Annotated in this window: 18 protein-coding genes; 12 read left to right on the top strand and 6 right to left on the bottom strand. The window is 60.4% G+C overall.

Annotated elements, in window-relative coordinates; translation table 11 throughout:
• Nucleotides 1-218: 218 nt before the first annotated feature.
• The 9 genes from GYN08_RS13040 to GYN08_RS13000 all read left to right on the top strand — a co-directional run bounded on the left by GYN08_RS13040 (nt 219) and on the right by GYN08_RS13000 (nt 13,713).
• On the top strand, nt 219-740 hold the full coding sequence (locus GYN08_RS13040) for a MarR family winged helix-turn-helix transcriptional regulator (protein ID WP_235946224.1): 522 nt from the start codon (nt 219-221) through the stop codon (nt 738-740).
• Entirely contained in the window at nt 737-2,485 is a 1,749-nt protein-coding gene (locus tag GYN08_RS13035) for an ABC transporter ATP-binding protein (RefSeq protein ID WP_166274873.1), read from the top strand. The genes GYN08_RS13040 and GYN08_RS13035 overlap by 4 nt, the downstream gene beginning before the upstream one ends.
• Nucleotides 2,482-4,350, top strand: a complete 1,869-nt coding sequence (locus tag GYN08_RS13030; RefSeq protein WP_166274871.1) for an ABC transporter ATP-binding protein — start codon at nt 2,482-2,484, stop codon at nt 4,348-4,350. The genes GYN08_RS13035 and GYN08_RS13030 overlap by 4 nt, the downstream gene beginning before the upstream one ends.
• A 243-nt stretch (nt 4,351-4,593) precedes the next feature.
• The gene (locus GYN08_RS13025) at nt 4,594-6,642 is read left to right on the top strand and encodes a putative bifunctional diguanylate cyclase/phosphodiesterase (RefSeq protein ID WP_166274869.1); all 2,049 of its coding nucleotides are present in this window, start codon (nt 4,594-4,596) and stop codon (nt 6,640-6,642) included.
• A gap of 187 nt (nt 6,643-6,829) precedes the next feature.
• Nucleotides 6,830-7,783 carry a diacylglycerol/lipid kinase family protein gene (locus GYN08_RS13020; protein WP_166274867.1) on the top strand — a complete coding sequence of 318 codons (954 nt, stop codon included), beginning with the start codon at nt 6,830-6,832 and terminating at the stop codon, nt 7,781-7,783.
• A gap of 220 nt (nt 7,784-8,003) precedes the next feature.
• The gene (locus GYN08_RS13015) at nt 8,004-10,226 is read left to right on the top strand and encodes an MMPL family transporter (protein WP_166274865.1); all 2,223 of its coding nucleotides are present in this window, start codon (nt 8,004-8,006) and stop codon (nt 10,224-10,226) included.
• 261 nt (nt 10,227-10,487) lie between these two features.
• Entirely contained in the window at nt 10,488-11,438 is a 951-nt protein-coding gene (locus GYN08_RS13010; RefSeq protein ID WP_166274863.1) for a nucleoside hydrolase, read from the top strand.
• Nucleotides 11,439-11,749: 311 nt separating this feature from the next.
• A complete protein-coding gene (locus tag GYN08_RS13005) occupies nt 11,750-12,223 on the top strand; it encodes a Dps family protein (protein ID WP_166274861.1) in 474 nt (157 codons plus the stop codon).
• Between the two features lie 224 nt (nt 12,224-12,447).
• On the top strand, nt 12,448-13,713 hold the full coding sequence (locus tag GYN08_RS13000) for a nitric oxide synthase oxygenase (protein WP_166275583.1): 1,266 nt from the start codon (nt 12,448-12,450) through the stop codon (nt 13,711-13,713).
• Between the two features lie 122 nt (nt 13,714-13,835).
• Here the strand turns inward: GYN08_RS13000 and GYN08_RS12995 are convergent, their stop codons facing one another.
• Nucleotides 13,836-14,558 (bottom strand): 3-ketoacyl-ACP reductase, encoded by a 723-nt coding sequence (locus GYN08_RS12995; protein WP_166275581.1) that lies wholly within the window; start codon nt 14,556-14,558, stop codon nt 13,836-13,838.
• A 275-nt stretch (nt 14,559-14,833) separates the two neighbouring features.
• Here GYN08_RS12995 and GYN08_RS12990 point away from each other — a divergent pair, with 275 nt between their 5' ends.
• The 3 genes from GYN08_RS12990 (at nt 14,834) to GYN08_RS12980 (ending at nt 17,264) form a co-directional block, all read left to right on the top strand.
• Nucleotides 14,834-15,304 carry a hypothetical protein gene (locus tag GYN08_RS12990; RefSeq protein ID WP_166274859.1) on the top strand — a complete coding sequence of 157 codons (471 nt, stop codon included), beginning with the start codon at nt 14,834-14,836 and terminating at the stop codon, nt 15,302-15,304.
• 141 nt (nt 15,305-15,445) lie between these two features.
• Nucleotides 15,446-15,946 (top strand): sigma-70 family RNA polymerase sigma factor, encoded by a 501-nt coding sequence (locus GYN08_RS12985; RefSeq protein WP_328802957.1) that lies wholly within the window; start codon nt 15,446-15,448, stop codon nt 15,944-15,946.
• The gene (locus GYN08_RS12980) at nt 15,939-17,264 is read left to right on the top strand and encodes an anti sigma factor C-terminal domain-containing protein (protein WP_166274855.1); all 1,326 of its coding nucleotides are present in this window, start codon (nt 15,939-15,941) and stop codon (nt 17,262-17,264) included. Before GYN08_RS12985 ends, GYN08_RS12980 begins: the two co-directional genes overlap by 8 nt.
• Before the next feature lie 53 nt (nt 17,265-17,317).
• On the opposite strand, the gene GYN08_RS12975 is transcribed toward GYN08_RS12980, so the two are convergent.
• The 5 genes from GYN08_RS12975 to uxuA are packed head-to-tail and all read right to left on the bottom strand — an operon-like array spanning nt 17,318 to nt 25,205.
• Nucleotides 17,318-18,124 carry a Nif3-like dinuclear metal center hexameric protein gene (locus tag GYN08_RS12975; protein WP_166274853.1) on the bottom strand — a complete coding sequence of 269 codons (807 nt, stop codon included), beginning with the start codon at nt 18,122-18,124 and terminating at the stop codon, nt 17,318-17,320.
• 28 nt (nt 18,125-18,152) lie between these two features.
• Nucleotides 18,153-20,306 (bottom strand): glycoside hydrolase family 3 C-terminal domain-containing protein, encoded by a 2,154-nt coding sequence (locus tag GYN08_RS12970; RefSeq protein ID WP_166274851.1) that lies wholly within the window; start codon nt 20,304-20,306, stop codon nt 18,153-18,155.
• Between the two features lie 27 nt (nt 20,307-20,333).
• Entirely contained in the window at nt 20,334-22,421 is a 2,088-nt protein-coding gene (locus tag GYN08_RS12965) for an alpha-glucuronidase (RefSeq protein ID WP_408015068.1), read from the bottom strand.
• Complete coding sequence (locus tag GYN08_RS12960; protein ID WP_166274849.1) at nt 22,418-24,112, bottom strand: mannitol dehydrogenase family protein; 1,695 nt, start codon at nt 24,110-24,112, stop codon at nt 22,418-22,420. The genes GYN08_RS12965 and GYN08_RS12960 overlap by 4 nt, the downstream gene beginning before the upstream one ends.
• Nucleotides 24,096-25,205: a mannonate dehydratase gene (gene uxuA, locus GYN08_RS12955; RefSeq protein ID WP_166274847.1), complete on the bottom strand. Its 1,110-nt coding sequence runs from the start codon at nt 25,203-25,205 to the stop codon at nt 24,096-24,098. Before uxuA ends, GYN08_RS12960 begins: the two co-directional genes overlap by 17 nt.
• Nucleotides 25,206-25,207: the final 2 nt, after the last annotated feature.

Genomic DNA, 25,207 nt, shown 5'->3' with positions numbered 1-25,207 from the left:
CAGAAAAGATTCTCTGCCGCAAACCGGCGGAGGATCTTTTTTTCTGCGGCGACGCTTTCCGGGAGCCTTATATGCGAAAGTTGACAGACCTCATGTACGGGCATACAATTAGGTAACTAATAGATTGCATGGCTAAATATTTGCAAACCTAAATACTTTGTTTTCCATAAGACGGAATCCTTGCGTTCCGATAACGGAAAAAGGAAAGGAGCAGCGAAATGGAATCGCGTATAAGCCCGATGGCGCGCGAACTGATGATCACGATCCGGCGTTTCCGCCACCGCGGCAAAAAGAATCATTCCGGTCCGATGGCGGGGCGCAAGCAGAGCGAAGGGATGCTGCTGATGGTGCTGCGCAGCCAAGTCGACGACGGAGAACCGGGCATCATGGTATCGGAACTCGGCCGGATTTTGGACGTCACGTCGCCCACCGTCACCCAGCTGATCAAAGGGTTGGAAGCGGACGGCCTGGTCGTCCGCGGCACGGACCCTTCGGATCGCCGGGCCGTCCGGATTACGCTGACGGACGAGGGCGTGCGGGTGACCTATTCGTTCATAGAAGAGATGGAATCGATGATCGGCGGGCTGACGGACTATTTGGGGGAGCAGGATACCCGGATGCTGGTCCAGCTGCTGAACCGGGCCCATGACTATTTCGTTCTGCGCGAGGCGCGGGAGGACGGGGAGTCCGGGCAAGACAGGGGCGCGGGAGCGCCCGACAAAGGAGAGAGACCGTTATGATGAAATTGTTCCGCATGCTGAAGCCCTACCGGGTCGGCGTCATATTCGTCCTGCTGATGGTATTCGTGCAGGCGCTGTCGGAACTGTATCTGCCGACGCTGATGGCGGATATCGTCGACAAAGGCATCGCGCTGAGCGACGTGCCCTACATTTGGAAGATCGGCGGGCTGATGCTGGGCGTGGCGATGATCGGGATGATCTGTTCGATCGCGGCGAGTTACTTGTCCGCCAAAGTGTCGATGGGTTTCGGCCGGGACCTGCGCAGCCGGGTATTTTCGCACGCGCAGCGTTTTACGCTCAAAGAATTCGATAAATTCGGCACGGCTTCGCTCATCACGCGCACGACCAACGACATCACCCAGATTCAACAGGTGCTGACGATGATGCTGCGGATGCTGGCAATGGCGCCGATGATGATGATCGGCGGCATTATCATGGCCGTATCCAAGGACGCCAAGCTCTCGCTCGTTCTGGTCGTGGTGATCCCGGTACTGGCGCTGCTGATCCTGCTGATCGGGCGCAGCGCGCTGCCGCTGTTCAAGGCGATGCAGAAGAAGATCGATAAGCTGAATCTCGTGCTGCGCGAGAACTTGACCGGCATTCGGGTCATCCGCGCGTTCGGCCGCGAGCAGAGCGAGCGGCAGCGCTTCGATCATGCGAGCGGCGACCTGATGAATACGGCGATTCGAGTCAATAAGCTGATGGCGGCCATGATGCCGGCCATGATGCTCATTCTCAACTTCTCGACGATCGCCATCATCTGGTACGGCAGCCACCGGATCGATGCGGGCGAGATGGAGCTGGGCAATCTGATGGCTTTCATCCAGTACGCCATGCAAATTCTGTTCTCCCTGATTATGGTGTCGATCATCTTCGTCATGGTGCCGCGGGCTTCCGTATCCGCCGGCCGGGTCAACGAAGTGCTCGAAGCGGTGCCGGATATCGAGGAATCTTCTTCGCCGCAGACGCCTTCCCGCCGCGGACAGCTTGAATTCCGCGACGTCTCGTTCAGTTACGAGGGAGCGGAGGAGCCGGCGATTCAGAACATTTCCTTCAACGCCGGCCCGGGCGAAGTGACCGCCATCATCGGCGGCACCGGATCGGGCAAGTCGACGCTCGTCAGCCTGATTCCGCGCTTCTATGACGTTTCATCGGGAACGGTGCTGGTCGACGGGGTCGACATTCGGAATCTGGCGCAGGAATCGCTGCGCGGCAAGATCGGTTACGTGCCGCAGAAGGCGCTGCTGTTCACGGGCAGCGTCGCGGAAAATATCCGTTACGGCAAGGAAGACGCCACCGACGAAGAAGTACGCGAAGCGGCGCGGATCGCGCAGGCGGCGGAGTTTATCGACGGGCTCGAAGAAGGCTACGACTCGCCGGTATCGCAGGGCGGCTCGAACCTGTCCGGCGGACAGAAGCAGCGTCTGTCGATCGCCAGAGCGCTGGTACGCCGTCCGGAAATCTACATTTTCGACGACAGCTTCTCTGCGCTCGACTTCAAGACCGACGCGAGACTTCGCGCCGCGCTCAAAGCCGAAACGCAGGACGCGACCGTTCTGATGGTCGCGCAGCGGGTCAGCACCGTCATGGATGCCGACCGGATCATCGTGCTCGACCAGGGCCGGATTGCCGGCATCGGCCGCCACGGCGAGCTCATGCGGACCAGCGACGTCTACCGCGAAATCGTGTCTTCGCAGCTGTCCGAAGAAGAGATGGTCGCGCAGGCAGAGGGGGGACTGAAATGAGCGAACAAAAAAGCAGCAAGGCGCCGGCTCCGCGCAAAGGACCCGGCATGGGACCCGGACCCGGAGGCATGATGATGCCCGGAGCCAAACCGAAAAATTTCAAAGCGACGTTCAAGCGCTTGGCGGGCTACCTGGCTCCGTATAAGTTCCATCTGCTTGTGGTGCTGATCACGGCAATTCTGAGCACGGTGTTCAACATCCTCGGGCCGAAAATCATGGCCAAAGCCGTCACCCGGCTCAGCGAGGGCGTCATTGCCAAGATGCAGGGCATCCCGGGGGCCTCGGTCGATTTCGAATATATCTGGCAGATCATTATGATTCTCGCCGGCCTGTACGTCGCGAGCGCGCTGTTCGGCTATATCCAGCAGTTCGTGATGGCCGGCGTCGCGCAGCGCACGTCGTACGGTCTGCGCAAAGAGGTTAAGGACAAGCTCGACCGGCTGCCGCTGAAATATTACGACAGCCATCCTTACGGCGACGTGCTGAGCCGCGTCACGAACGACATGGACAATATCAGCAACACGCTGCAGCAGAGCTTGACGCAGATCATCACGTCGCTCGTGACGATCATCGGCGTCATCGTGATGATGCTGACGATCAGCCCGATCATGACGCTGATTACCGTGCTGACGATTCCGTTCAGCCTGATCGTGGTCATCATGATCGCCAAGCGCTCGCAGAAGCATTTTGCCGGCCAGCAGCGCTCCCTCGGCGATCTGAACGGACACGTCGAAGAAATGTACAACGGCCAGCGCGTCATCAAAGCCTACGGCCGCGAAGACGCTTCGCAGGAAAAATTCGAAACGTACAACAAAGAGCTGTACGAGTCCGGTTGGCGGGCGCAGTACATTTCCGGTCTGATCATGCCGCTCATGTCGTTCATCGGCAATATCGGCTATGTGCTGATTTGCGTCGTCGGCGGGATCTTCGCCACCAACGGCCGCATCAATATCGGCGATATTTTGGCTTTCATCCAGTATGCGAGACAGTTTTCCCAGCCGATTACCCAAACCGCGAATATCGCGAACATCATCCAGTCGACCATCGCTTCGGCGGAGCGGGTGTTCGAAGTGCTGGACGAGGAAGAACAGTCGCCGGACCGCAAACTTGAGCGTCACCTGACGGGCGAGGGCGCGGTAACCTTCGAACATGTGCGCTTCGGTTATTCGGAAGACAAGCCGCTGATCACGGACATGAACATCGAAGTGGCTCCGGGCCAAACGGTCGCCATCGTCGGCCCTACGGGTGCCGGGAAGACGACGCTGATCAACCTGCTGATGCGCTTCTACGAGATCAACGACGGTTCGATCAAGATCGACGGCGTGGATACTCGCGAACTCGACCGCGGACGCCTGCGCAGCCTGTTCGGCATGGTGCTGCAGGATACCTGGCTGTTCGGGGGCACGATTCGGGAGAACATCGCTTACGGACGCGAAGGCGCGACGGAGGAAGAGATCGTGCGTGCCGCCGAAGCGGCGCGGGCGGACCACTTTATCCGAACGCTGCCGGACGGCTACGACACGGTGCTGAACGAAGAGGCGTCGAATATCTCGCAGGGACAAAAGCAGCTGCTGACGATCGCGCGCGCCGTGCTGGCCGATCCGCGCATCTTGATCCTCGACGAAGCGACGAGCAGCGTCGATACGCGGACGGAAATTTTCATCCAGCAGGCGATGGGCGAACTGATGCAGGGGCGCACGAGCTTCGTTATCGCGCACCGTCTGTCGACGATCAAGGGAGCCGATCTCATTCTCGTCATGAACCACGGCGAAGTGATCGAGCAGGGCACGCACAAAGAGCTGCTGGCTTCCGGCGGATTCTATGCGGATCTTTATAACAGCCAGTTCTCGGAAGAAGCCGTATAACCCGTTTTTGGGGTTCGGCATTAACGGCCGCGGCAGAGAAGAAAAGGAAAGGACCGGCATATTTTGCCGGTTCTTTTTTTGTTGGCGGGGAAGGAGGCGGCGTTTTTTTCTTTCCGAAACGATAGTTCTAATGGATTTCGCCTATTTATTCGATATAATTAGGGAAAGGTTTTACTTGCCTCAAGCAAGAGCATCTGAGGGCAAGCCTAACAACATATCATAACGCAAAGTGGGTACCGATTTATGATCTCTGTCCTTGTCACAGGTTTAACGGAGAAATGGGACGGCGTGCAGGTCGTTCTGTCGCTGTCGGTCGCGCTGCTCTCCGCTTATTTGGGCTTTCGTTTGGCCTCGGGAAAAAGCCGGACGGGCAGAGGAGCGAAGCGGCTTCGTCCGATCTTCGCGGCTCTGGTTCTCGGCATGGGGACCTGGCTGGTCCATGTTATAAGTTTGCTCTCGTATCATCATCGCATTACGCTGCGTTACGACCTCCTTACCGCGTCGGCGGCGATCGCGGTTGTCAGTTTATCCGCATACATAATGTTCCTTTTGTTCGCCAAGCAGCAGCCGTTGACCAGCCGACTCGCCGGTGCGGTATTCGGTGTCGGCGTCATGGTGATGTCCGCTCTGGGCATAGCGGCGCTCCGTCCGAATTTCGTCGTGGGCGTCGATCCGACGATCGGACTGTTTTCGGCGGCCATCATCTTTATCTCGGGTTATTTTGCCTTATACGTGCTCGGCAACTTCCGTCTTTCGGCGGGTTACAGACTGGCCGAGCTTTTTGCCGCGCTGATTCTCGGAGCGGGAATCTTTGTCATGCAGTATACCGTGCTGGGAGCGCTGCGCAGCGGCGGTGTACGCTCCGCGGCTGCCGCGCTCGGTTATACGGGGCTTCCGCCCTCGTATTTCGTGGCCGGTATCTCGGCGCTCGTATCGGTCATTCTGGCCATTACTTGGATGTTCATGGTGTTCGAACGCCGAACGCTCAAGCAGATCGCCTTTTTGGACCCGCTGACCGGGCTTCGGAACCGTTACGCGCTGTCCGAGGAATCGGACCGCCGTCTGGCGGAGGAACGCCTGGGATCGATGGTTCTGATCAACCTCGACCGCTTCAAGGTCATCAACGACACATTGGGCCGGGATCTCGGCGACCTGCTGTTGACCCACGCCGCGCAGCGTATCCGGGACCGGATTCAGGAGCGCGAAGCACTGTTCCGGATGGACGGCGACGAATTTCTGCTGGTCGGAGCGGAGAACGATCCGGACAAACTGCTGGAACGGGTAAATCGCATGCTGGAAGAGATCGGTCGGCCCTATATGATCGAAGGTAACGAATTGTACGTCACGGCGAGCGCGGGAGTCAGCCTATTCCCCGAGCACGGCCGAAGCCGCGGGGCGCTGCTGAAAGCGGCGGATGCGGCGCTCGATCAGGCGAAAGCTTCGGGAAAAGACAAAACCGTTTTCTTCAATGCCGGAATCGGAGGGCAGCTGAGCCGCAAAATGGAGCTTGAGAAGGACCTCAGGCTGGCGTTCGAATACGGCCAATTTTTCATCGTGTATCAGCCGAAATGGAACGCGCGCAGTGGAGAAGAAGCCGGGTTCGAGGCGCTGCTGCGCTGGCGCCATCCCGAAAAAGGAATCGTCTCGCCCGGCGAGTTCATTCCGATCGCGGAGGAGACGGGGCTTATCGTGCCGATGACCCGCTGGATGCTCGGCGAAGTCTGCCGTCAGAACAAAAGCTGGCACGACGAAGGGCTGTTCCGGGTCTGCATCTCCGTCAATATGTCGTACCGGGTATTCGAAAGCATGACGCTGTTCGACATGGTGGACGAAGCGCTGCGTTCGAGCGGCCTGCCGGGCAAGATGCTCGAGCTGGAAATCACCGAATCGATCGCGATGAAAAATATGGCGATTACCCTCTCCCAGCTTCAGCGGGTGCGCGATCTGGGAGTCCAGGTGTCGATGGACGACTTCGGGACCGGCCATTCTTCGCTCGGACGGCTGGACGAAATTCCCGTGGATACGCTCAAGATCGATCAGTCGTTTGTCAAAAGCAGCAATCTTGCTTCCAAACAGGCGCTGATTGTCGGCATTATCGGCATCGCGAGACTGCTGGATCTGGAAGTCGTCGCGGAAGGCGTCGAGACGGAAGAGCAGGCGGAATTTTTGCTGTCCCGGGGCTGCGTGCTTATGCAGGGTTATTACTACGGACGTCCCATGCCCCCGAAAGAAGTGGAAGCCGGAAAATGGCGGATCGGCGCAGCGACTGGCGGAACCGCCGAGATGGAATGACCGCAGCTCCCCGTACGCCCGCGCAAGAGACCGGGCGTGCGGGGAGCTCGTTTGTCATGCCGCTTTTTCGGACGTTTTTCGGGTATTGCTTTCGGCGATCTGCATCCGCCTCCTTCGTCTCTGGGTAATAAGTAGAGACGAGGACCGGGATCGCCGGTTCGTGATCAAGCGAACGGGAGATGAGCGTATGCGTTGGGAAAAAGCCATGCTGGTGTATAACCGGAAAGCCGGTAAAGAAAAAGCGGGACAGCTCGGCGAAGCGGTGGAAGCGTTGGCGGGGGAAGTCGGCGAACTTACGCTGGCCCAGACCGTCGAGCCGGGGGACGGCGAAAAAATATGCCGCGAGCGAGGCGGGGACTACGACCTGCTGCTGCTGCTCGGCGGAGACGGCACGGTACACGAGTGCATCAACGGGGCTGCGGCGGCCGCTCGGGCGCCCGAAATCGCGGTACTGCCGGGCGGAACCTGCAACGACTTTGCCCGCACGCTTCAACTGCCGATGCAGGTAGGGCGCGCGGCGGAAGAAGTGCTGGCCGGACGGGTGCTGGATACGGATGTAGGCACGATTAACGGCCGGATTTTCACGAACTTCGTCGGTATCGGCCTGATCACCGAGACGTCGGAAAATATCGACTCGGAACAAAAGGAACGGATGGGCAAGCTGAGTTATTTTCTCAGCACGCTGCGGACGCTGCGGCAGGCCGAACCGTTCGGGTTTCGACTGACGCACGACGAGGGCGTCGTCGACAGCGAAGCGGTTATGATTCTGGCGGCCAACGGCCGCTCGCTGGGGACGGCGAAGCTTCCGTTCGCGGGAGACGGACTGCATGACGGAATGCTTGACGTGCTCATCGTGCGCGAAGCCGGACTTTCGCTCGCCTGGCAGGTGCTGAACGGCGGCGACCTGACCGATTATCGCGAGAGCGGGGGCGTGATCGAATACATTCGCACCTCTTCGCTTCGCATCGAGACGGATGAGCCGAAACGGATCGACAGCGACGGAGAAGTCTATCTGCAGACGCCGGCCGAGATTTCGGTGCTCCCTGCCAAACTGCGCTTTTTCTACGGTCCCGAAGCGGCCGGCCTTCTGTCTGACGAACCTGCCGACAGCGGTTCCGGTCCGGGGTTGTTCGGAAGCTGACGCTTTATCTTCATAAAAGAGCCGGGAACGCGCGAACGATAGCGTTCCCGGCTCTTTGCATTTCCGGAAACGGAATAAAGGGTTGACCGCGAATGACCGATGAGTCATAATGTGTTGGAATGACTAGCCGGTCATTATCGGCCGAGTCGGATTTTTCGAGAGATATTTTTGCGGATTTATAACGAACAGGCATGCCGAAGATGCCGAACAGGAGGAAAAGATGAAAGACGGAAAAGGAATCTCCGGCGCATTGTCCGGCCCTATCGGACGTTGGGTCGTCCTGGCGATCTGGATCGCCGCGGCGGTCCTGCTGAACGTGATCTGGCCGGGGGTAGGCGAGCGGGAAGACAACGGAGCGGCCAACCTGGGCGACAATTATCCGTCCGTACAGGCGGCGCAGGTCGCGGAACGGGAATTCCCCGGCGACGGCGGACAGCCGGCGCTGCTGGTCTGGAGCCGCAGCGGAGGACTCGGCGATGAAGACTTGAACGGATTGGCGAAGCTGACGGAGTCGCTGGAAGCCGATCCGCTGCCGCAGCAGGAAGGTCTGCTGCCGCTGCATCGACTTCCGGCTCCCGCCCGTCAGGCGCTGCTGTCGGAAGACGGCAGCACGATCGTGCTGCCGATCAATTTTGCCGAAGAGGCGGACACCGACGAGCTCAAGGAAGACGTGGAACAGCTTAAAGCGCGCGCGCTTTCCGTTCTGGGCGGCGATCCGTTCGCGGCGCCGACGGGGACGGAAGAATTATCCGCCCGCGTGACGGGACCGGTCGGCATCGCGATCGACGGAGGCGCGCTGTTCCAAAACGCCGACGTGTCGCTGCTGATTGCTACGGTACTGCTGGTTCTCGTTATTCTGCTGTTGATTTACCGTTCGCCGATTCTGGCCCTCATTCCGATCGCAGCCGTAGGTTTCGCGTATCTGGTCATCAGTCCGGTACTGGGAACGCTGGCCGACCGGGGCTGGATCACGGCCGACTCGCAGGGCATTTCGATTATGACGGTCCTGCTGTTCGGCGCGGGAACGGACTATTGTCTATTCCTGATCACCCGCTTCCGTCAGTGCCTGACGGAGACGGCCGATAAACGCAGCGCGCTGAAAGCCGCGATCTCCGGCTCGTCCGGCGCCATCGCGATGAGCGGACTGACCGTCGTGCTGTCGCTGTTCACGCTGCTGCTGGCCCAGTACGGCGCCTACCACCGATTCGCGGTGCCGTTCGGCGTGGCGATCCTCATTATGGGCATCGCGAGCCTGACGCTGGTGCCCGCGCTGCTGGCGATCATCGGCCGGGCTTCTTTCTTCCCGTTCGTGCCGCGCACGCCGGAGATGGAAGAAGAACGGGCGCGCCGCAAAAACAAGCCGGTGCGGCGTGCCAAGAAAAAAGACAGCCGAATCGGCCGCGTCGTGACGACCCGTCCCTGGACGGTCGTGATCGCTTCGTTGATCGTGCTGGGCGGGTTGGCCGCGGCTTCTTCGCAAATCCGATTCACTTACGATCTGCTGTCCGCCTTCCCTTCGGACATGCCGTCCGTCGAAGGGTTCGGCGCTATCGCGGAAGGCTTTACGCCCGGCGAACTGGCGCCCGTTCAAGTCATGGCCGACTCCGAAGGCAAAGAGACGGGGATGCGGGAGAAATTGGCCGGACTTCCTTTCGTCGACGAGGTAGCCGAGCCGGAAAAGGGAGCGGAAAACGCGAATATCCAATCGTACAGCGTGAAACTGAACGTCAATCCGTATTCGAACGAAGCGATGGACGATATCGGAGAGATTCGGACGGCGGCGGAATCGGCGCTGACGGAAGCCGGCGTCGGATCCCCGGAAGAAAAAGTATGGATCGGCGGGCAGACGGCGACGCAGACCGATACGCGCGCGGCGACCGATCGGGATACGGACCTGATCATCCCGGTCGTCATCGGTTTGATCGCGCTTCTGCTGCTGGCTTACCTGCGTTCGGTGGTAGCGACGGTCTATCTGATCGCGACCGTCGTGCTGTCTTACTTTTCCGCGCTGGGGCTGGGCTGGCTCATCCTGCATCACGTGCTCGGGCAGGAAGCGATTCAGGGCGCGATTCCGCTGTACGCGTTCGTGTTCCTCGTTGCGCTCGGAGAGGACTATAACATCTTCATGATCTCGAGCATTTGGAAAAAAAGCCGCAGACTGCCGCTCAAGCAGGCGATTCGCGAAGGCGTCGGAGAGACCGGCACCGTGATTACTTCGGCCGGCGTCATTCTGGCGGGCACGTTCGCCGTTCTGGCATCGCTGCCGATCCAGGTGCTCGTCCAGTTCGGAGTCGTCGCGGCGCTGGGCGTGCTGCTCGATACGTTTATCGTGCGTCCGTTCCTCGTTCCGGCGATCACGGCGCTGCTCGGCCGGGCGGCGTTCTGGCCGGGACGCGCACCCGAGCGGACGGAAGACCCGGCGGCGTCTGCGCGGACGACGTAAACGGCCCGTCCGACGATTCCGCGAAGCCCGGCATGCGGGCCGCGCCCGCCTCAGGCTTCCGCTCACTTCGAACGCCGCCGGCCTTCGCAAGCCGGACTTCGGAGGCGGAAGCGCGCTTTTTTCGCGCCGTTTCGCGATTTTTCCGAATAGCCTTTACTCGCTTGGCCGCGCGGGGCATAATGAATAGTGTTGTGACGGGTAGGCAATAAATGAAGATTGACGCGAGGGTTAACGACCGACGGGTATTGGAGAGTGGAACGTTTGAAAACACCGGTATATTTCAATCATGACGGCGGCGTGGACGATCTGGTCTCGCTGTTCCTGCTGCTGCAAATGGAAGACGCGGAAGTCACCGGCGTATCGGTCATTCCGGCCGACGGTTATCTGGAACCGGCGACCGACGCCAGCCGCAAAATCATCGACCGCTTCGGCAGGGGACGGGCCGTGGAAGTGGCGAAGTCCAATTCCCGAGGCAAAAATCCGTTCCCGGCGGAATGGCGCATGCATTCGTTCTTCGTGGACGCGCTGCCGATTCTGAACGAGTCGGGCACTATGGAAGCTCCGCTGTCGCCTCTTCCGGCGCACCGGCACCTGATCGACACGGTCAAGCGCACGGAAGGACAGACGACGCTGCTGTTCACCGGACCGCTGACCGATCTGGCGCGCGCGTTGGACGAAGCGCCGGAGATCGAAGAGAAGATCGCCCGCCTGTTCTGGATGGGCGGCACGTTCCAGACGGGCAACGTGCAGGAACCGGAACACGACGGCACGGCGGAGTGGAACGTGTTCTGGGACCCGGAAGCGGCCGATCGCGTATTCCGCAGCGGCATCGAGATCGATCTCGTCGCCCTGGAAAGCACGAACAAGGTTCCGCTGACGCCGGCGGTTCGCAATCGCTGGGCGTCGGAGCGCCGTTTCGAAGGCGTGGACTTCCTGGGACAGTGCTACGCTTTTTGCCCGCCGCTCGTCTACATGGAGACGAATTCGACGTATTACCTGTGGGACGTGCTGACGACCGCTTCGCTCGGCAAGCCGGAGCTGGTGGAACGCCGCACCGTAAACGCGATCGTCATTCCGGACGGCCCCAGCCAGGGACGCACGGTCGAGACGGCCGACGGACGGCCCGTACAGCTCGTGTACGACGTCGACGGAGCCGGCTTCTTCGACTACATCACGGAGCTGGCGAAAGGGGCCGCGCACGAGCGCAAGTAAGACGCTCGTGCCTTGCGTCTTGCTGCGTAAGCCGATACCAGAGCGTAAGTAATACGCTCGTGCCTCGCGTCTTGCTGCGCAAGCCGATACCGCAGCGCTCCTGATTCGTTCTGGCCCGGCGCCTTCCTTAATTAAGGAAGGCGCTTTTTTTGTCTGCTGCGGCGATCGGGCGGGCGGGGATCGCCGTTTCGGCCGCCGCTCAATTTCGTGAAAAAACTTTCGGCAAATGCTCGCTTTTTTGAAATAAGAGTGCTATAATTTAAACAAGATTTAGAATAAGTCTAAATTTAAAATAAGGGAGCGAACATAACATGGAAACCGTAAAAACGAACGCGAATGTCGATGCCGCAGCCGAACTGCACCGCGCGCTTAATAAGCAGGTAGCCGATTGGTCCGTGCTGTACACGAAACTGCATAACTTTCACTGGTATGTAAAAGGCACGAATTTCTTCACGCTGCACGCCAAGTTCGAAGAATTCTACAACGCGGCCGCCGAGCGGATGGACGAAGTGGCGGAGCGTCTGCTGACGATCGGCGGATCGCCCGCGGCCACGATGCGCGAGCACCTCGAGTTGACGAGCGTGGCCGAAGCAAAAGGCGGAGAGACGGCCGAAGAGATGGTCGACATCGTGATCCGGGACTTCCGCACGGAGGCGTCCGAGCTTGAAGAAGCGATCGAAATCGCCGGAGCGCTGGAAGACAAGGCGACCGAAGATATGCTGATCGGCCTCAAAGCGGCTATCGAAAAAGACGTTTGGATGCTGGAAGCTTACCTGGGACGCTAAGCTCCTGTCGTTTTCCGATCCCGTTCAAGTATTGAAAATGATTCATCCGGCCGGATCCGGTCTGCCCGCCCCCAGCGGAGCGGTCGGCCCGGCTTTTTGGCATACGCGCCGCTCTATCTTTTTGACACCAAATTGCCCCGAAAGAGACGCTTATTACTTACAATACTGCCTTATGATACAGATAGATGTGATTCTAATCATTTACAAGGCGGGGTGTAATGGCAATGAATGAGCAGCCTGCTCTTTTTGCGGAAGCGGAGCTTTTTATCCGGGAATGTTATGCGGAACTGGGACGGACCGGCGAAGAAACGGAGCTTCGGATTCGGGAGATCGCCCGGGAGATTGAGGAGAGCGGCACGTATCGCCACACGTACGAAGAGCTGCGGCACGGCGCGCGAATGGCTTGGCGGAACAGCAATCGCTGCATCGGCCGACTGCCGTGGGACAGCCTGCACGTGATCGACCGCCGGGATGCTTCTTCCGAAGAGGAGATTGCGGAAGCGCTGTTTGAACATTTGGATTATGCGACGAACCGGGGGCGTATCCGGCCGACGATCACGGTCTTGAGACCCGAGCAGGGAGAGCGGCCAGGGGCGCGGCTGTGGAACGAGCAGCTGATCCGATACGCCGGCTACGAAACGGAAGACGGCCGCAGGGTCGGCGATCCTGCTTCGCTGGAGTTCACGGAAGTCTGCCGGCAGCTGGGCTGGAAGGGCGAAGGAACGGACTTCGACGTGCTGCCGCTGGTGATTCAGCTTGACGGCGGAGCGCCCAAATGGTTCGAGCTGCCGCGGGAAAAAGTGCTCGAGGTCGACATTCGGCATCCCGACCTGCCGGGCTTCGACGAGCTGGGGCTCAAATGGTACGCCGTGCCGGCCGTTTCCGGCATGCGGCTGGAGATCGGCGGCATTCGCTACGGAGGCGCGCCGTTCAACGGCTGGTATATGGGCACGGAGATCGGAGCGCGCAATTTCGCCGACGAAGGACGGTACAACCTGCTGCCGGCCGTCGCGGACCTCATGGGACTCGATCGCAGCCGCCGCAGCTCGCTCTGGCAGGACCGCGCGCTGGTCGAACTGAACGTCGCGGTGCTGGAATCGTACCGGGCCGCCGGCGTAAGCATGATCGATCACCATACGGCCGCCGCGCAGTTCGAGACGTTCGAGAAGCGCGAACAGGAAGCGGGCCGCGCCGTGACCGGCAACTGGGCCTGGCTCATTCCGCCGATGGCGCCCGCGACGACGCATGTGTTCCATAAACGCTACGACAATACGATCGTGAAGCCGAACTTCTTTTACGGGAAAAAGCCGTATGCCGCCCGGGTAGGCGAAAAGGGCTCGGACAAAGCCGCCGCGCAAGTTCCGGCCGGCGTCTGCCCGGTTACGGGAACGACTGCGGCGCCCGATGCTTCCGATACCGGGAGCGTTCGAAAGAGGGTTGAAGCCGGTGAGCGGCAGGCCGGAGCCGTCCGCGGCTGTCCGTTCCATTGAGCCGGGCAGGCCGCCTTCCGAACGGGGCCGCGACGAAACTTGCATAGAACAGAAGAAAGCCCCGCCGAATTCGGCGGGGCTTTCTTCGTGCGGACGGGATACGCGGCCCGAAAGTCCGCGGCTTACTGCGGATTCGTCGTCCAGATGCCGGCGGACTTCACGAAGACGCGCGCAGGGAGCTTCAACGTTGCCAGAATCAGGTCGGCGACGTCTTCCGGCTGCATCATGCGGTCTTCGTCGCCGATCGGCAGGTTGTTGTTGACCGACAGTTCCGTGTTGACCGTGCTCGGGTTCAGCGTCATGACGCGGATGTTCGATTTGCGGACTTCCTGCATCAGCGCTTCGCTCATGCCGATCAGGGCCGCCTTCGACGCGCAGTAGGCGGAACCGGTCGCGAAGCCGCGCTCGCCGGCCGTGGAAGCGACGTTCAGAATGCTGCCGCTGTTCTGCTCCAGCATGAACGGCAGAGCGGCGCGGGTCGTGTAATAAGCGCCCATCAGGTTGACGCGGATAATCCGTTCCCACTCGTCCGGATCCATCTCGGCGAGTTTGCCGAACGAAGCGATGCCGGCGTTGTTGATCAGAATGTCGATCGCGCCGAGCTGTTCGTGCAGGGCGCTTACGGCGGCTTCGATCTCCGTGCGAACGGAGACGTCCGCAGCCTGGACAAACACGTTCACTCCGTACTTTTCCGACAGTTCGTTTTTCAGCGATTCCAGGTCGGAAGCGGTACGGGCGATCAGGCCCAGATGCACGCCTTCTGCGGCCAACGCTTCGGCAGCGGCTTTGCCGATGCCTTTGCCCGCTCCGGTAATGACGGCCGTTTGGTTTTTGAGTTCAAGCATAGTCACTGTTCATGTCCTCCTTGAATTTAAAAAATCCCTCCTTAAAAGTGTAACGGACCCGTCGCGATTTTCCAAGCGAACACGGGGTAAGAGTAAGCGGAGAAGAAGCTTTTTTGCGTTTCTCCTTGGTAAGTTGTTTCAAAAAGTTAGAAAGCGGGTAAAACTATTATTTGTTTCCATTTTTCTGTTTTTAGCGGTATACTATTCTCCGGCTTCCTCTTTAGAAAAAGCGGCGGCCTGCCGATATTTATAGAAAAAGGAACGGGAGAAACCGCATGAACAGAACCCTTATCGAAGATACCGTAGCCGACGTCCTGGCCCGTTCGAACAGCAAGATCGAAGTCGTGTTGGAAAATCTTTTTCCCGGAAAAAGATTGGTCGGCGGCAAATACTGCCTCGACGACAACCGAATTACTCTCTATCTCGGCGTACTCGAAGAACAATGTAGGCTGCTGTTCGGATCGCTCGACTCGTTCGAAGAATACGTGCGCGTCGTCCTGGCTCACGAACTCGGCCACGCCAACGATCCGGAACTTGAATACTTATCCGAGCGGCTCGTGAAGATTCGCGGCAAGCTTTCCCGTACCCGGGTGTCGCTTCGCCTGGAAGAGAACGCTTGGCGTTATGCGGATTCGCTCGTACGCATGGAAAATCCCGCCGTTTTCGATACGATCATGGGGAAATCGCTGAGCTCGTATTACGAAGTGCTGCCCGAGTATGCCGAATTGATGGCGACGACGGCGTAAAGACGGCCTGTTCGTTTTATTTTGACCGACGCTTCCGGCGCCGGCTCCTTTTTCGGGAGTCCGCGCCGGAATTTTTTTTGCGCAGATGTAACTTTCGGCAGCTTCGGACGTGGTTAGGGTGCTGCGGGAGGAGGGAAGGCTATCCGTTCACTGGATGACATTTATCGCCGCTACATGCGGGACATTTATCGCTATCTTTTATTTCTTTGCCACGATCATCATACGGCGGAGGATCTTGTGCAGGAGACGTTTACCCGCGCCTATCTGCATATCGAGAGCATTGACGATACGGACCGGATCAAACGTTGGCTGTTTCGCGTAGCGCACAATGCCTTTATCGACCGGATACGCCGCGAAGGAAGGGTCAGCTTAGGCGAAACGGAATATTTCGAACAGCTTTGGGATCGGGAAACGCCGGAATCGCTGCTGCTCGGCAAGGAAGCGGGCGAAGAAGCGCTGAAGCTGCTCGAAGAGCTGCCGGAGCCGCAAAGGCGAGCTTTTTTGCTGTATCACCACTATGAATGTTCGTATGCCGAAGCTTCGGAAATCATGGGAATCGGACTGTCTTTGTACAAGTCGCATCTGTTCCGTGCCCGGCAAAAAATGAAAGCTTACACCGAAAGGAGAATGCGCCGTGAATGAGGATTTTAAACGCAGGCTGGCTGCTTATAGAGACGGTACGCTGACGCAAACAGAGCGGGAAGAAGTCGAGCGCGAACTGGAAAAGCTGGAAGCCTACCAGTCGTATCTCGACGAGCTGATGGACGAAGAAGAACATCCAGATCGGCTGATGCGGAAAGAAGAGGGAGGCGGACGTGCCGAAGAAGGCGGGAAAAAGATGCCGGAAGACGAAATCGAGCGCATGCGGCGCCGGAAGGAAAGACGGATTATCCGGCGCGCCAAGTGGAAATCGCGCGGCATCACGGCGCTCGTTACGCTCGTTGTCCTGGCTGCCGTATGGGCCGGGTCCGGATGGCTGTCGCAGTCCTATTATGCGAAAACGGGCGAGTACCGCGGCATGAACCGGCAGGATCTTTATCAACACGCGCTGAGCCGGGTGGTGGAGACGACGATGCCGAACCGTTATCTTGCGTTCGATCAGCAGGAGCCGGGTACTTTTTTCACGCTCGGAATCGAAGGTCTGGTGCAGCATCCGCTCGGAAATACCATTCGTTCGGAAGCGCGTGTCAATCTGGACTACCGGTTCGGCCGGCTTGAAAAAGCGTGGGTCGAGAAAAGGGACAGTGCGTACAATCCCTACAGCAAAAATATGGCCGGCGAAAATTATGGGAAGTTCTGGATGCCGGGCGGCAGCGAGCGCTCGCAGGAAGAAGCGAAAAATGCGGAAGCCTGGAAGGCGCTGCATGACCTGCCCCGATTAACTTCTTCGGAGCTGTATATTTCGCTGGACCGGGAGTACGCGCAGCAGGAGCTGGACGCGAAATTTGCCGGCATGCGCGTGCAGCCGAGCTGGTTTGCGGTCCGGACCGGGCAGGAATGGTCGGGTTACGGCACCACGTATACCCTCGTCGACGAGCATGGGAAAGAGACGAAAGCAGCCGCGGAAGATTATCTCAACTTGAGCGTGCAAAATCCGGTCGGAGCCGGCCGGGGGATCGGATACGAGTACGTTCCGCGCATCGGCGAGAAGAACGAAGAATTCGAGAAATACCAAGCGCTGTCCTGGAGCAGCGGCATGGTGGAAGCGTTGAAAGAGGCCGCGCGGAACCCGGCTATCGCCGAAAAGCTGAGCGGAGTCGATTTCGCCGCCGCCGCGAAAGAAGTCGAGAACAACGGCGCGAAAGTGTACGGCGTCGTCGTCACCGGCCGAAGCGAAGACCTGGCGAAGCTGCGCCAAGAAAAGTGGATGCGGGGGGCCATCGTGAGATTGGGCGACAGCGTCCTGGACACCGGACGGATGGAGCCCTATACGCCGGATAAGCTATTGCCTTCGAAATAAAAAGGAACGACCGCGGGAAAGAATCGCTCCCGCGGTCGTTTTGAGTGCCGCTTTTAGACAATCCGGAACAGAGGCTCTTCGCGCAGATGGCGCACGGGAATTCCGGGAAACTTTTCGGCCAGCCTGCCGGCCAGCGCTTCCATGCCCGGTTCTTCGCTTTCGGCATGGCCCAGCACGATCAGTCCGCAGGAGCGGCCGAGGCGGTTCGCTTCGCGCGCGTATTCGGGCGTCTCCCATTCCGGGCCTTCGCCGTAAACGACCAGATCCAGGCCGTGTTCCTCGATAAGAGGAACGGTCGAGTGTATTCCTCCGCGGTATCCGACCCATACGCCGACTTTGGCGCAGGACGCTTCGGCATCGCCGCTCACGCGAAGGTAAGCAAGGCCGAGCCGCCGCTTGATCTGCGCGGCGATAACGTCTAGCGGAGCGGAAGGAAGCTCCAGCAGGCAGGCTTCGGGCCGGTGTTCGCGCACGTAAGGCGTCCAGCCGAGCGCTTCGATCAGTCCCGCGGCGATTCCGTCCGGCCGATATCGGTGCAGGCCGTCGTGACAGCGGAACACGGCGACGCCGGATTGTTCGACCCGCCGCCGCTTGGCGAAGGCGATGCCGCTTTCCGGCGTTTCCGGATCGCGTTCGTGATGCGAAAAGAACAAGCCTTCGTGTCCGATCACCAGGTTGGCGCCGGATGCCGCCGCCCGCTCGATAATCGACAGCGTCGGCATGAAGGCGGTGACGATGCCCGTAACGGGGCTCGAGGGATCGCCGCAAAAAAGTTTATCCGCGGTCGGCTCCGGCAGAGATCCTTCTGCCGGAGCGAGCAGGGCGTCGATCACGTCCTGCACGGTCGGGGAACTGAGCATGTTATAGGCTCCCTTCGAATATTCTCGGTCAAGCCCGGCCGGCGGCCGAGGCGGTCAAGACGAACGATTCCGGCGTTCGGCCGGTCAGTTCGACGCTGCGGCGGTCGGGCTGGCTGAAGCCGAGATGAAGCGTATAGGTTCCTTCGGCGATCGACGAAGCGCCGTCTTCGCCGAAGAGGGCGAAAGCGTCCGGCGGCAGGAACAGTTCGATTTCCGCGGAAGCGCCGGCTTCCAGGCTTACTCTGCGGAACGCTTTGAGCTGCGCGTTCGGCGCTCCTTCGGTTTCGGATTTGACGTAGGCCTGCACGACTTCGGCGGCGGCGCGCGTTCCCCGGTTAACGAGGCGGACCGTCGCGCGAACGCCGTTCTCCGTCACGGCATCGGTATCGATCCCGGCCGATTCGACGTCGATCCCGCCGTAGGTCAGGCCGAAGCCGAACGGGTACAGCGCTTCGTTTTTCATATAACGGTAGGTGCGGTTCTCCATCGAATAATCGGTGAATGCCGGCAGTTCTTCCGTCGTGCGGTAAAAAGTGACCGGAAGCTTGCCGGAAGGCGCGAATTCGCCGAACAGCAGCTCCGCGATCGCCCGGCCGCCCTGCGCGCCCGGATACCAGCCCTGCACGATGGCCGGGATATGCTCGTCCGCGTAATTGACGGCCAGCGCGCTGCCGGCGAGCAGCACCAACGCGACCGGCTTGCCGCTGTCGCAGGCGATGCGCAGCAGTTCTTCCTGCTGGCCGGGCAGCCGCAGATCCGGCTTGTCTCCGCTGGCGAACGCGTTGCCCATGTCGCCTTCCTCGCCTTCCAGTCCGGAGTCGAGGCCCAGGCAGACGACGATCAGATCGCTCTCGGCACAGACGCCTTTCGCTTCCGCCAGGCGGTCGCCGGGAGCGGCAAGCCCGCCGACTTTGTCCTGGAACAGATGGCAGCCTTCCGAGTACAGCACGCGCACGTCGCCGCCGAGATAATCCTGCAGCCCTTCGAGCGGCGTGATGTAGCGGGAAGCGGTGCCTTCGTAGTTGCCGACGAGCGCGCGGCGGTTGTTGGCGTTGGGACCGATGACGCCGACGGTGCGGAGCGCGCTTTTGTCCAGCGGCAGCAGACCGTCGTTCTTGAGCAGCACCAGCGACCGGCGCGAAGCTTTCAGATTGAGCTCTCTCATGGCCGGCGAGTCCGTCTCGGCATAGCCGATCGAAGAGAACGGCACATTCTCCGGCTCGTCGAACAATCCGAGCTTCATCCGGGTCGTGAACAGGCGGGTCACGGCTTTGTCGATCTCGTCCTCCGTCACCAGCCCCTGGTCGACGGCATCCTGCAGGAAGAGGAAGAGGCTGCCGCAGTTGAGGTCGCAGCCGTTCTTGACGGCCAGCGCCACCGATTCCGCCTCGTTCGACGTGACTTTATGATGCAGATGGAAATCCCGGATCGCCCAGCAGTCGGAGACGACATGGCCGTCGAAGCCCCACTCGCCGCGCAGAATTTGCTTCAGCAGCCGTTCGCTGCCGCAGCACGGCTCGCCGTTCGTGCGGTTGTACGCGCCCATGACCGCTTCGACTTTGGCTTCCTGCACGCAGGCTCGGAACGCCGGCAGATACGTCTCGCGCAGGTCCTTGTCCGACACGACGGCGTTGAAGCTGTGGCGGACGTCTTCCGGGCCGGAGTGGACGGCGAAATGCTTGGCGCAGGCGGCCGTTTTCAAATAATTTTCGTCGTCGCCCTGCAGCCCGCGGATGAAGCGGACGGCCAGCCGGGAAGTCAGATAGGGATCTTCGCCGTACGTTTCGTGTCCCCGGCCCCAGCGCGGATCGCGGAAAATGTTGACGTTAGGCGCCCACAGCGTCAGTCCTTTATAAATGTCCGTGTCGCCGTAGCGCTGCTGCATGTTGAATTTCGAACGCGTCTCCGTCGCCACGGCGTCGGCCACTTCCTGAAGCAGCTCTTCGTCGAACGTCGCCGCCAGGCCGATCGCCTGCGGGAACACGGTCGCCGTGCCGGCTCTCGCCACGCCGTGCAGCCCTTCGTTCCACCAGTTGTAAGCCTTGACGTTCAGCCGTTCGATCGCCGGGGCGGAGTGGACCATCTGACGGATTTTTTCTTGGAGCGTCATCTGCGAAACCAACCGCTTGGCCCGTTCTTTGTACGTTCCGATTTTTTCCTCGTTCTCCGACACGTTCGGCATGAATGTTCCTCCTTTTAGATGGGGAGACTAAGCGTAAATGTTCCGTCCTTGTTCGTCGGGAATGCCCGATTTTCGGTAAAAATACGTATTCACGACGTCCCGCCACTGCCTCGCGTTTTCCAGTTGGCCTTCCAGCCGCCGGAGAATATGCGAGAAACGTTCGTCGTCGACGCCGCCCTCCAGTTCCCGCCAGCGTTCGATCCAGCTTTCCACTCTGGCCGCGCCTTCGAAACGGCTGTCGTAAATATGCTGGATCACCGTTTTGCCGGACTTCAGTACATGCGTATACGGCACGTGATGGAAAAAGAGCAGCAGTTCGTCCGGGCAGGACTCCGGCGAGCCGTAGAGATCGCGGTTCTCCGCCGCGTACTGGCCCGCGTAGCCCGTTCCGGTGCCGAGCGTCCGGTCGACGCCGATACCGTTCCGGTCGGCAAAATGATAAGTACCCCATTTCGAGTATTCGTAACCGTCGACGTCGACGGCGTAATGATAGTGCGGCTGCACCATCCAGCCCACGCCCAGAGGGGCGGTGTAGCTTTCGTAGACCGGCCATGATTCCATGAGCAGCTCCCGGACGAAGGCGGCGGCCGGGGTTCCGGCGCCGAACGTCAGCGCGCTCCATTCGGCGGCGATCTCTTCCGCGTCCAGGTCGGGATTCCAGGCAAGGCGTCCGAAACCGAACAGGTTCGCCTGCGCCAGATGATGCCCGGTCCAATTGTCGTCGTTTCCGATGTTGGAGACGGCCGCGACTCCGCTGTGCGGGAGCGGATGCACTTCGCCGGCCGCGATCCGCTTGACGGTGCTGCCCGGACCGTTCAGGAACGTGTCGAAGTCCAGCGACTTTTTCCACTGGGGGACGAGGAAGCAGACGTCTCGCTGCTGGCCGGTGTATTCTTGGGCGATCTGGAATTCCATGACATGATTCGTCTTAGGCATCGCTCCGAACAGGGGAGAGACCGGCTCGCGAACCTGGAAGTCCATCGGCCCGTTCTTGATCTGCAAAATCACGTTATCCCGGAACCGGCCGTCCAGCGGACGGAAATGATCGTAAGCCGCCCGCGCGCGGTCGGTGGAGCGATCCCGCCAGTCCTGGTGGCAGTCGTAGACGAAGCAGCGCCACAGCACCAGCCCGCCGAACGGGGCCAGCGCGTCGGCCAGCAGGTTCGCGCCGTCGGCGTGGTCGCGCCCGTAGGTGAACGGTCCCGGCCGGTTCTCCGAATCGGCCTTGACCACGAAACCGCCGAACTCCGGTACTGCCGCATAGATCTCCTCCGCTGTACGTTTCCACCAGCGGCGGACGCCTTCATCCAGCGGATCGGCGGTGCCCAGCTCGCCGAGCTCGATCGGAGCCGCGTAATTGACGCTCAGGAACAGCCGGATGCCGAAGCTTCCGAAAACGTCCGCCAGACGCTTCACGTCGTGCAGCAGAGGGGCCGCGATGAGCTTGGTCTCTTCGCGGTGAACATTGACGTTGTTGACGGAAATGGCGTTGATGCCGACGGAAGCCAGCAGCCGGGCGTAATCGGCAATGCGTTCCGACTCGAGCAGAATCCGGTTGTCCCGGTAAAAAATCGACCCGCCGGAGTAGCCGCGTTCCACGCTTCCGTCCATATTGTCCCACTGGTCGATCATGCGCAGCACGCTGCGGGGAGACTCGACTTCGTGCAGCTCCCGCGGTCCGTCTTGTTCCGTGCCGATCAGGCGCAGAAAGCGGAATACGGCGTGGAGCAGCCCCCGCTCCGAACCGCCGCGCAGCACGGCGTATCCGCTCCCGCTCCATTCGGCCCCTTCGCTGCCGAGGCCGATGCGCAGAGCGTAAGCTTCTTCGGACAAAGGAAGCGCGTTCAACTCGTTCAATGCCGGCCGTGCCGCTTCGGGAGAGCCGAGCGTCAGGATCGGCGGCCCGGCTTTCAGCGTCAGCGAAGGCTGCAGTCCGGTCAGCGTGCCGATGCCTCGGGACAATTCCCGCAGCGCGGCCGCTCCCGGACCGTTCGGCCGCAGTTCCATGCTGGCTTCGATCCGTTCGAGCAGCGGCCGCCAGGCTTCGATCCGCTGCCCGTCGCGCCAGCGCTCGGCCGGCAGCCAGGCTTTGTAACCTCTCGATGTGTCGGTCAAGATCGTTCGCTCCTTTCGATTGAGGAAGCTTCCGCCGCTTCGTATCCGAGTTCCCGCTCCAGCGTCCGGCGTACCGCTCCCGGACCGTCCAGCATGCCGCGGAACATGCCTTCGATCTTGGCTCCCAATCCGGCTTCGTACAGATCGACGCCGAACAGCTCGGTATCCGCCAGAATCGCGCGGACATTCAGCGCGGCTGCGTCCGGCAATCCGGCAGTCTGCGCCTTCGCTGCCTTGGCTTGCGTCCCGTCCTGCCGCAGCAGCCGTTCCCGCAGCTCGTCAAGCCTCGGATCGGGGCTCGGTTCGAACGGTGTTCCGGTATCGTCGATGCCCAGCAGGTACCGGCACCAGGCGGCGACGGCCAGCGGAATCGCGGTCAGATTCGCCGCGTCCAGATCGTTCCGATCCTTATGCGCCCGGATCGTATGCCCGAAGCGGATGCCGATTTTCTTCGACGTGTCCGAGGCGATCCGCTGCGGCGTATCGGGGATGAACGGATTCGGCAGGCGTTCGTTCAGCACCTCGTCCAGGAACTTTTCCGGCGGCAGGATGCCGGGATCTTCCACAACCGGGAGTCCTTCGTCCCGTCCGATCCGTTCGGCCAGCCTGCGCAGCAGCGGATCGCGCATTTCGTCGGCGATTCGCGCGTAGCCGAGCAGGCAGCCCGTGACGGCAAGCGCCGTATGCAGCGGATTCAGACAGGCCGTCACTTTCATGCGATCGGTTCGATTGACCGTTTCCCGATCGGCAAAAAGGATGCCGGCCGCCTCGAGCGGCGGCCGTCCCGCCGGAAAGTCGTCCTCGATGACCAGGTATTCCGCCGTCTCGGCATTGACGAACGGAGCGGCATGCGTGTGGCGGGAAGACGTCGTCTCCTCCAAGCCTCCGATGCCCAGTTTCGTCAACTCTTCCCGGATCGCCGCAGAAGGACGCGGGGTAATCTTGTCGATCATGGTCAGCGGAAAAGAGACCCGGCTTCGGTCTTCCAGGTAGCGGACGAAGCCTTCTTCGGCCAAACCGCGCGCCGCCCATTCGCGGGCGACGGTGGTCAGGCCGGTCCGCAGCACATCGCCGTTGTGCGGGCAGTTGTCCAGGCTTACGAAGGCAAGCGGAAAAGCCCCCTTCAGATAGCGGCGGTACGCCAGCGCGGCCGCCGCGGCCATGACCTGTTCGGCGCGTTCGGGTCCCGCGTCGAAATCCCGCCGCGCTTCTTCGGTATAGGCGCCGCCGGCTTCCGTCAAGGCGTAACCTTTTTCGGTTACGGTGAAGGAAACCAACTGAAGGCTGGGATTCTCGAAAGCCCGAACGAGCCTTGCGTAATCGTCGGTTCGAAACGGATCCGCGCAGAGCGCTTCCGCGACGCTGGCGAGCACTTCTTTGCGCAGATGTCCGTCCGCGGCCATCTCCACCAGCAGCGTCAGATTGTCGTGCGGCCGGTAGACGCGATCGATCGATTCCGAATCGGGAGTGCCCGCGGCGATGATCCCGGTATCGGCCAACCCTTCGTTCAGCAGCTTCTGTTGAGCTTTGGCGATCAGGCTGCGGAAGATGTTGCCCGCCCCGAAATGGAGCCAGCGGGGATGATCGAGCGTGTTCTCCGCGATCTTCCCGCGGTCGTAACGCGGCAGCTCCACCCCGGCCGCCTGCCAGGCTTCAATGCGGCCGAGTCCCCGTTCATTCAGCTCCAACACGGACTTCGCCTCCTCTCGGACCCGCAAGCCGGGCCTCTTCGAGTCCGTCCCAGACTCCGAGCAGATACATGGCGCCGAAAGCCCGGTCATATAGTCCGTAACCCGGCCTGCAGACGGCTTCTTCGCCCCACAGATGGCGCCCGTGGTCGGGTCTTGCGTAACCTTCGTAGCCGTTCTCGTGCAGAATCCGCACCAGCTCCGGCAGGTTGACGCTTCCTTCTCCTCGTTTATGCGCCACTTCGACGAAATCGCCGTTTTGGAACACTTTCACGTTGCGCAGATGAACGAAATGGATACGGTCGCTGAACTCCCGGACAATCGCCGGCAGGTCGTTGCCGGGATGGGTGCCCAGCGACCCGGAGCAGAACGTGAGTCCGTGATAAGGACTGTTCACCGCCTGCAGGAGGCGGCGGATGCCGTCCTGATTGCGCACGATGCGCGGCAGCCCAAAGATCGGCCAGGCGGGATCGTCCGGATGAATCGCCATTTTGACGCCGCATTCTTCGCAGACCGGGATGACCCGGTTCAGGAAATAGACCAGATTATCGAACAGCCGCTCCTCCGTCACGTCCGCGTAAGCGGCGAACAGCTCGTCCAACCGCGAGAGACGGTCCGGCTCCCAGCCGGGCACCGTAAACGTTCCGCCTCCGCGAATGATCATCTCCGCCATTTCGCGCGGATCAGCAGCGATGGAAGCCTTTTCATAAAACAGGGCGTTCGAGCCGTCCGGCAGCGGATAATAAAGGTCGGTGCGCGTCCAGTCGAACACGGGCATGAAGTTGTAGCAGATCACTTCGACGCCGACCCCGGCCAGCTTGCGGATCGTATCGGCATAAATGTCGATGTAGCGGTCGCGCGAGGGGAGTCCGATTTTGATGTCGTCGTGCACGTTTACGCTTTCGACCACGGCTGCGGAAAATCCTTTGGATTTGATGCGGTTCGCTTCCGCGAGAATTTCGTGTTCTTCCCAGACTTCTCCGGCCGTCTTGCGGTGCAGGGACCATACGATCCCGCTCACGCCCGGAATTTGACGGATCTGATCGAGCGTAATATTGTCGTTGCCTTCGCCATACCAACGCCAGGTCATTTTCATGA

The organism is Saccharibacillus alkalitolerans (assembly GCF_011090185.1).
GTDB lineage: Bacteria > Bacillota > Bacilli > Paenibacillales > Paenibacillaceae > Saccharibacillus > Saccharibacillus alkalitolerans.
Note: the sequence above shows the minus strand (reverse complement) of the source record. Positions and strands in the feature narration are given on the sequence as shown.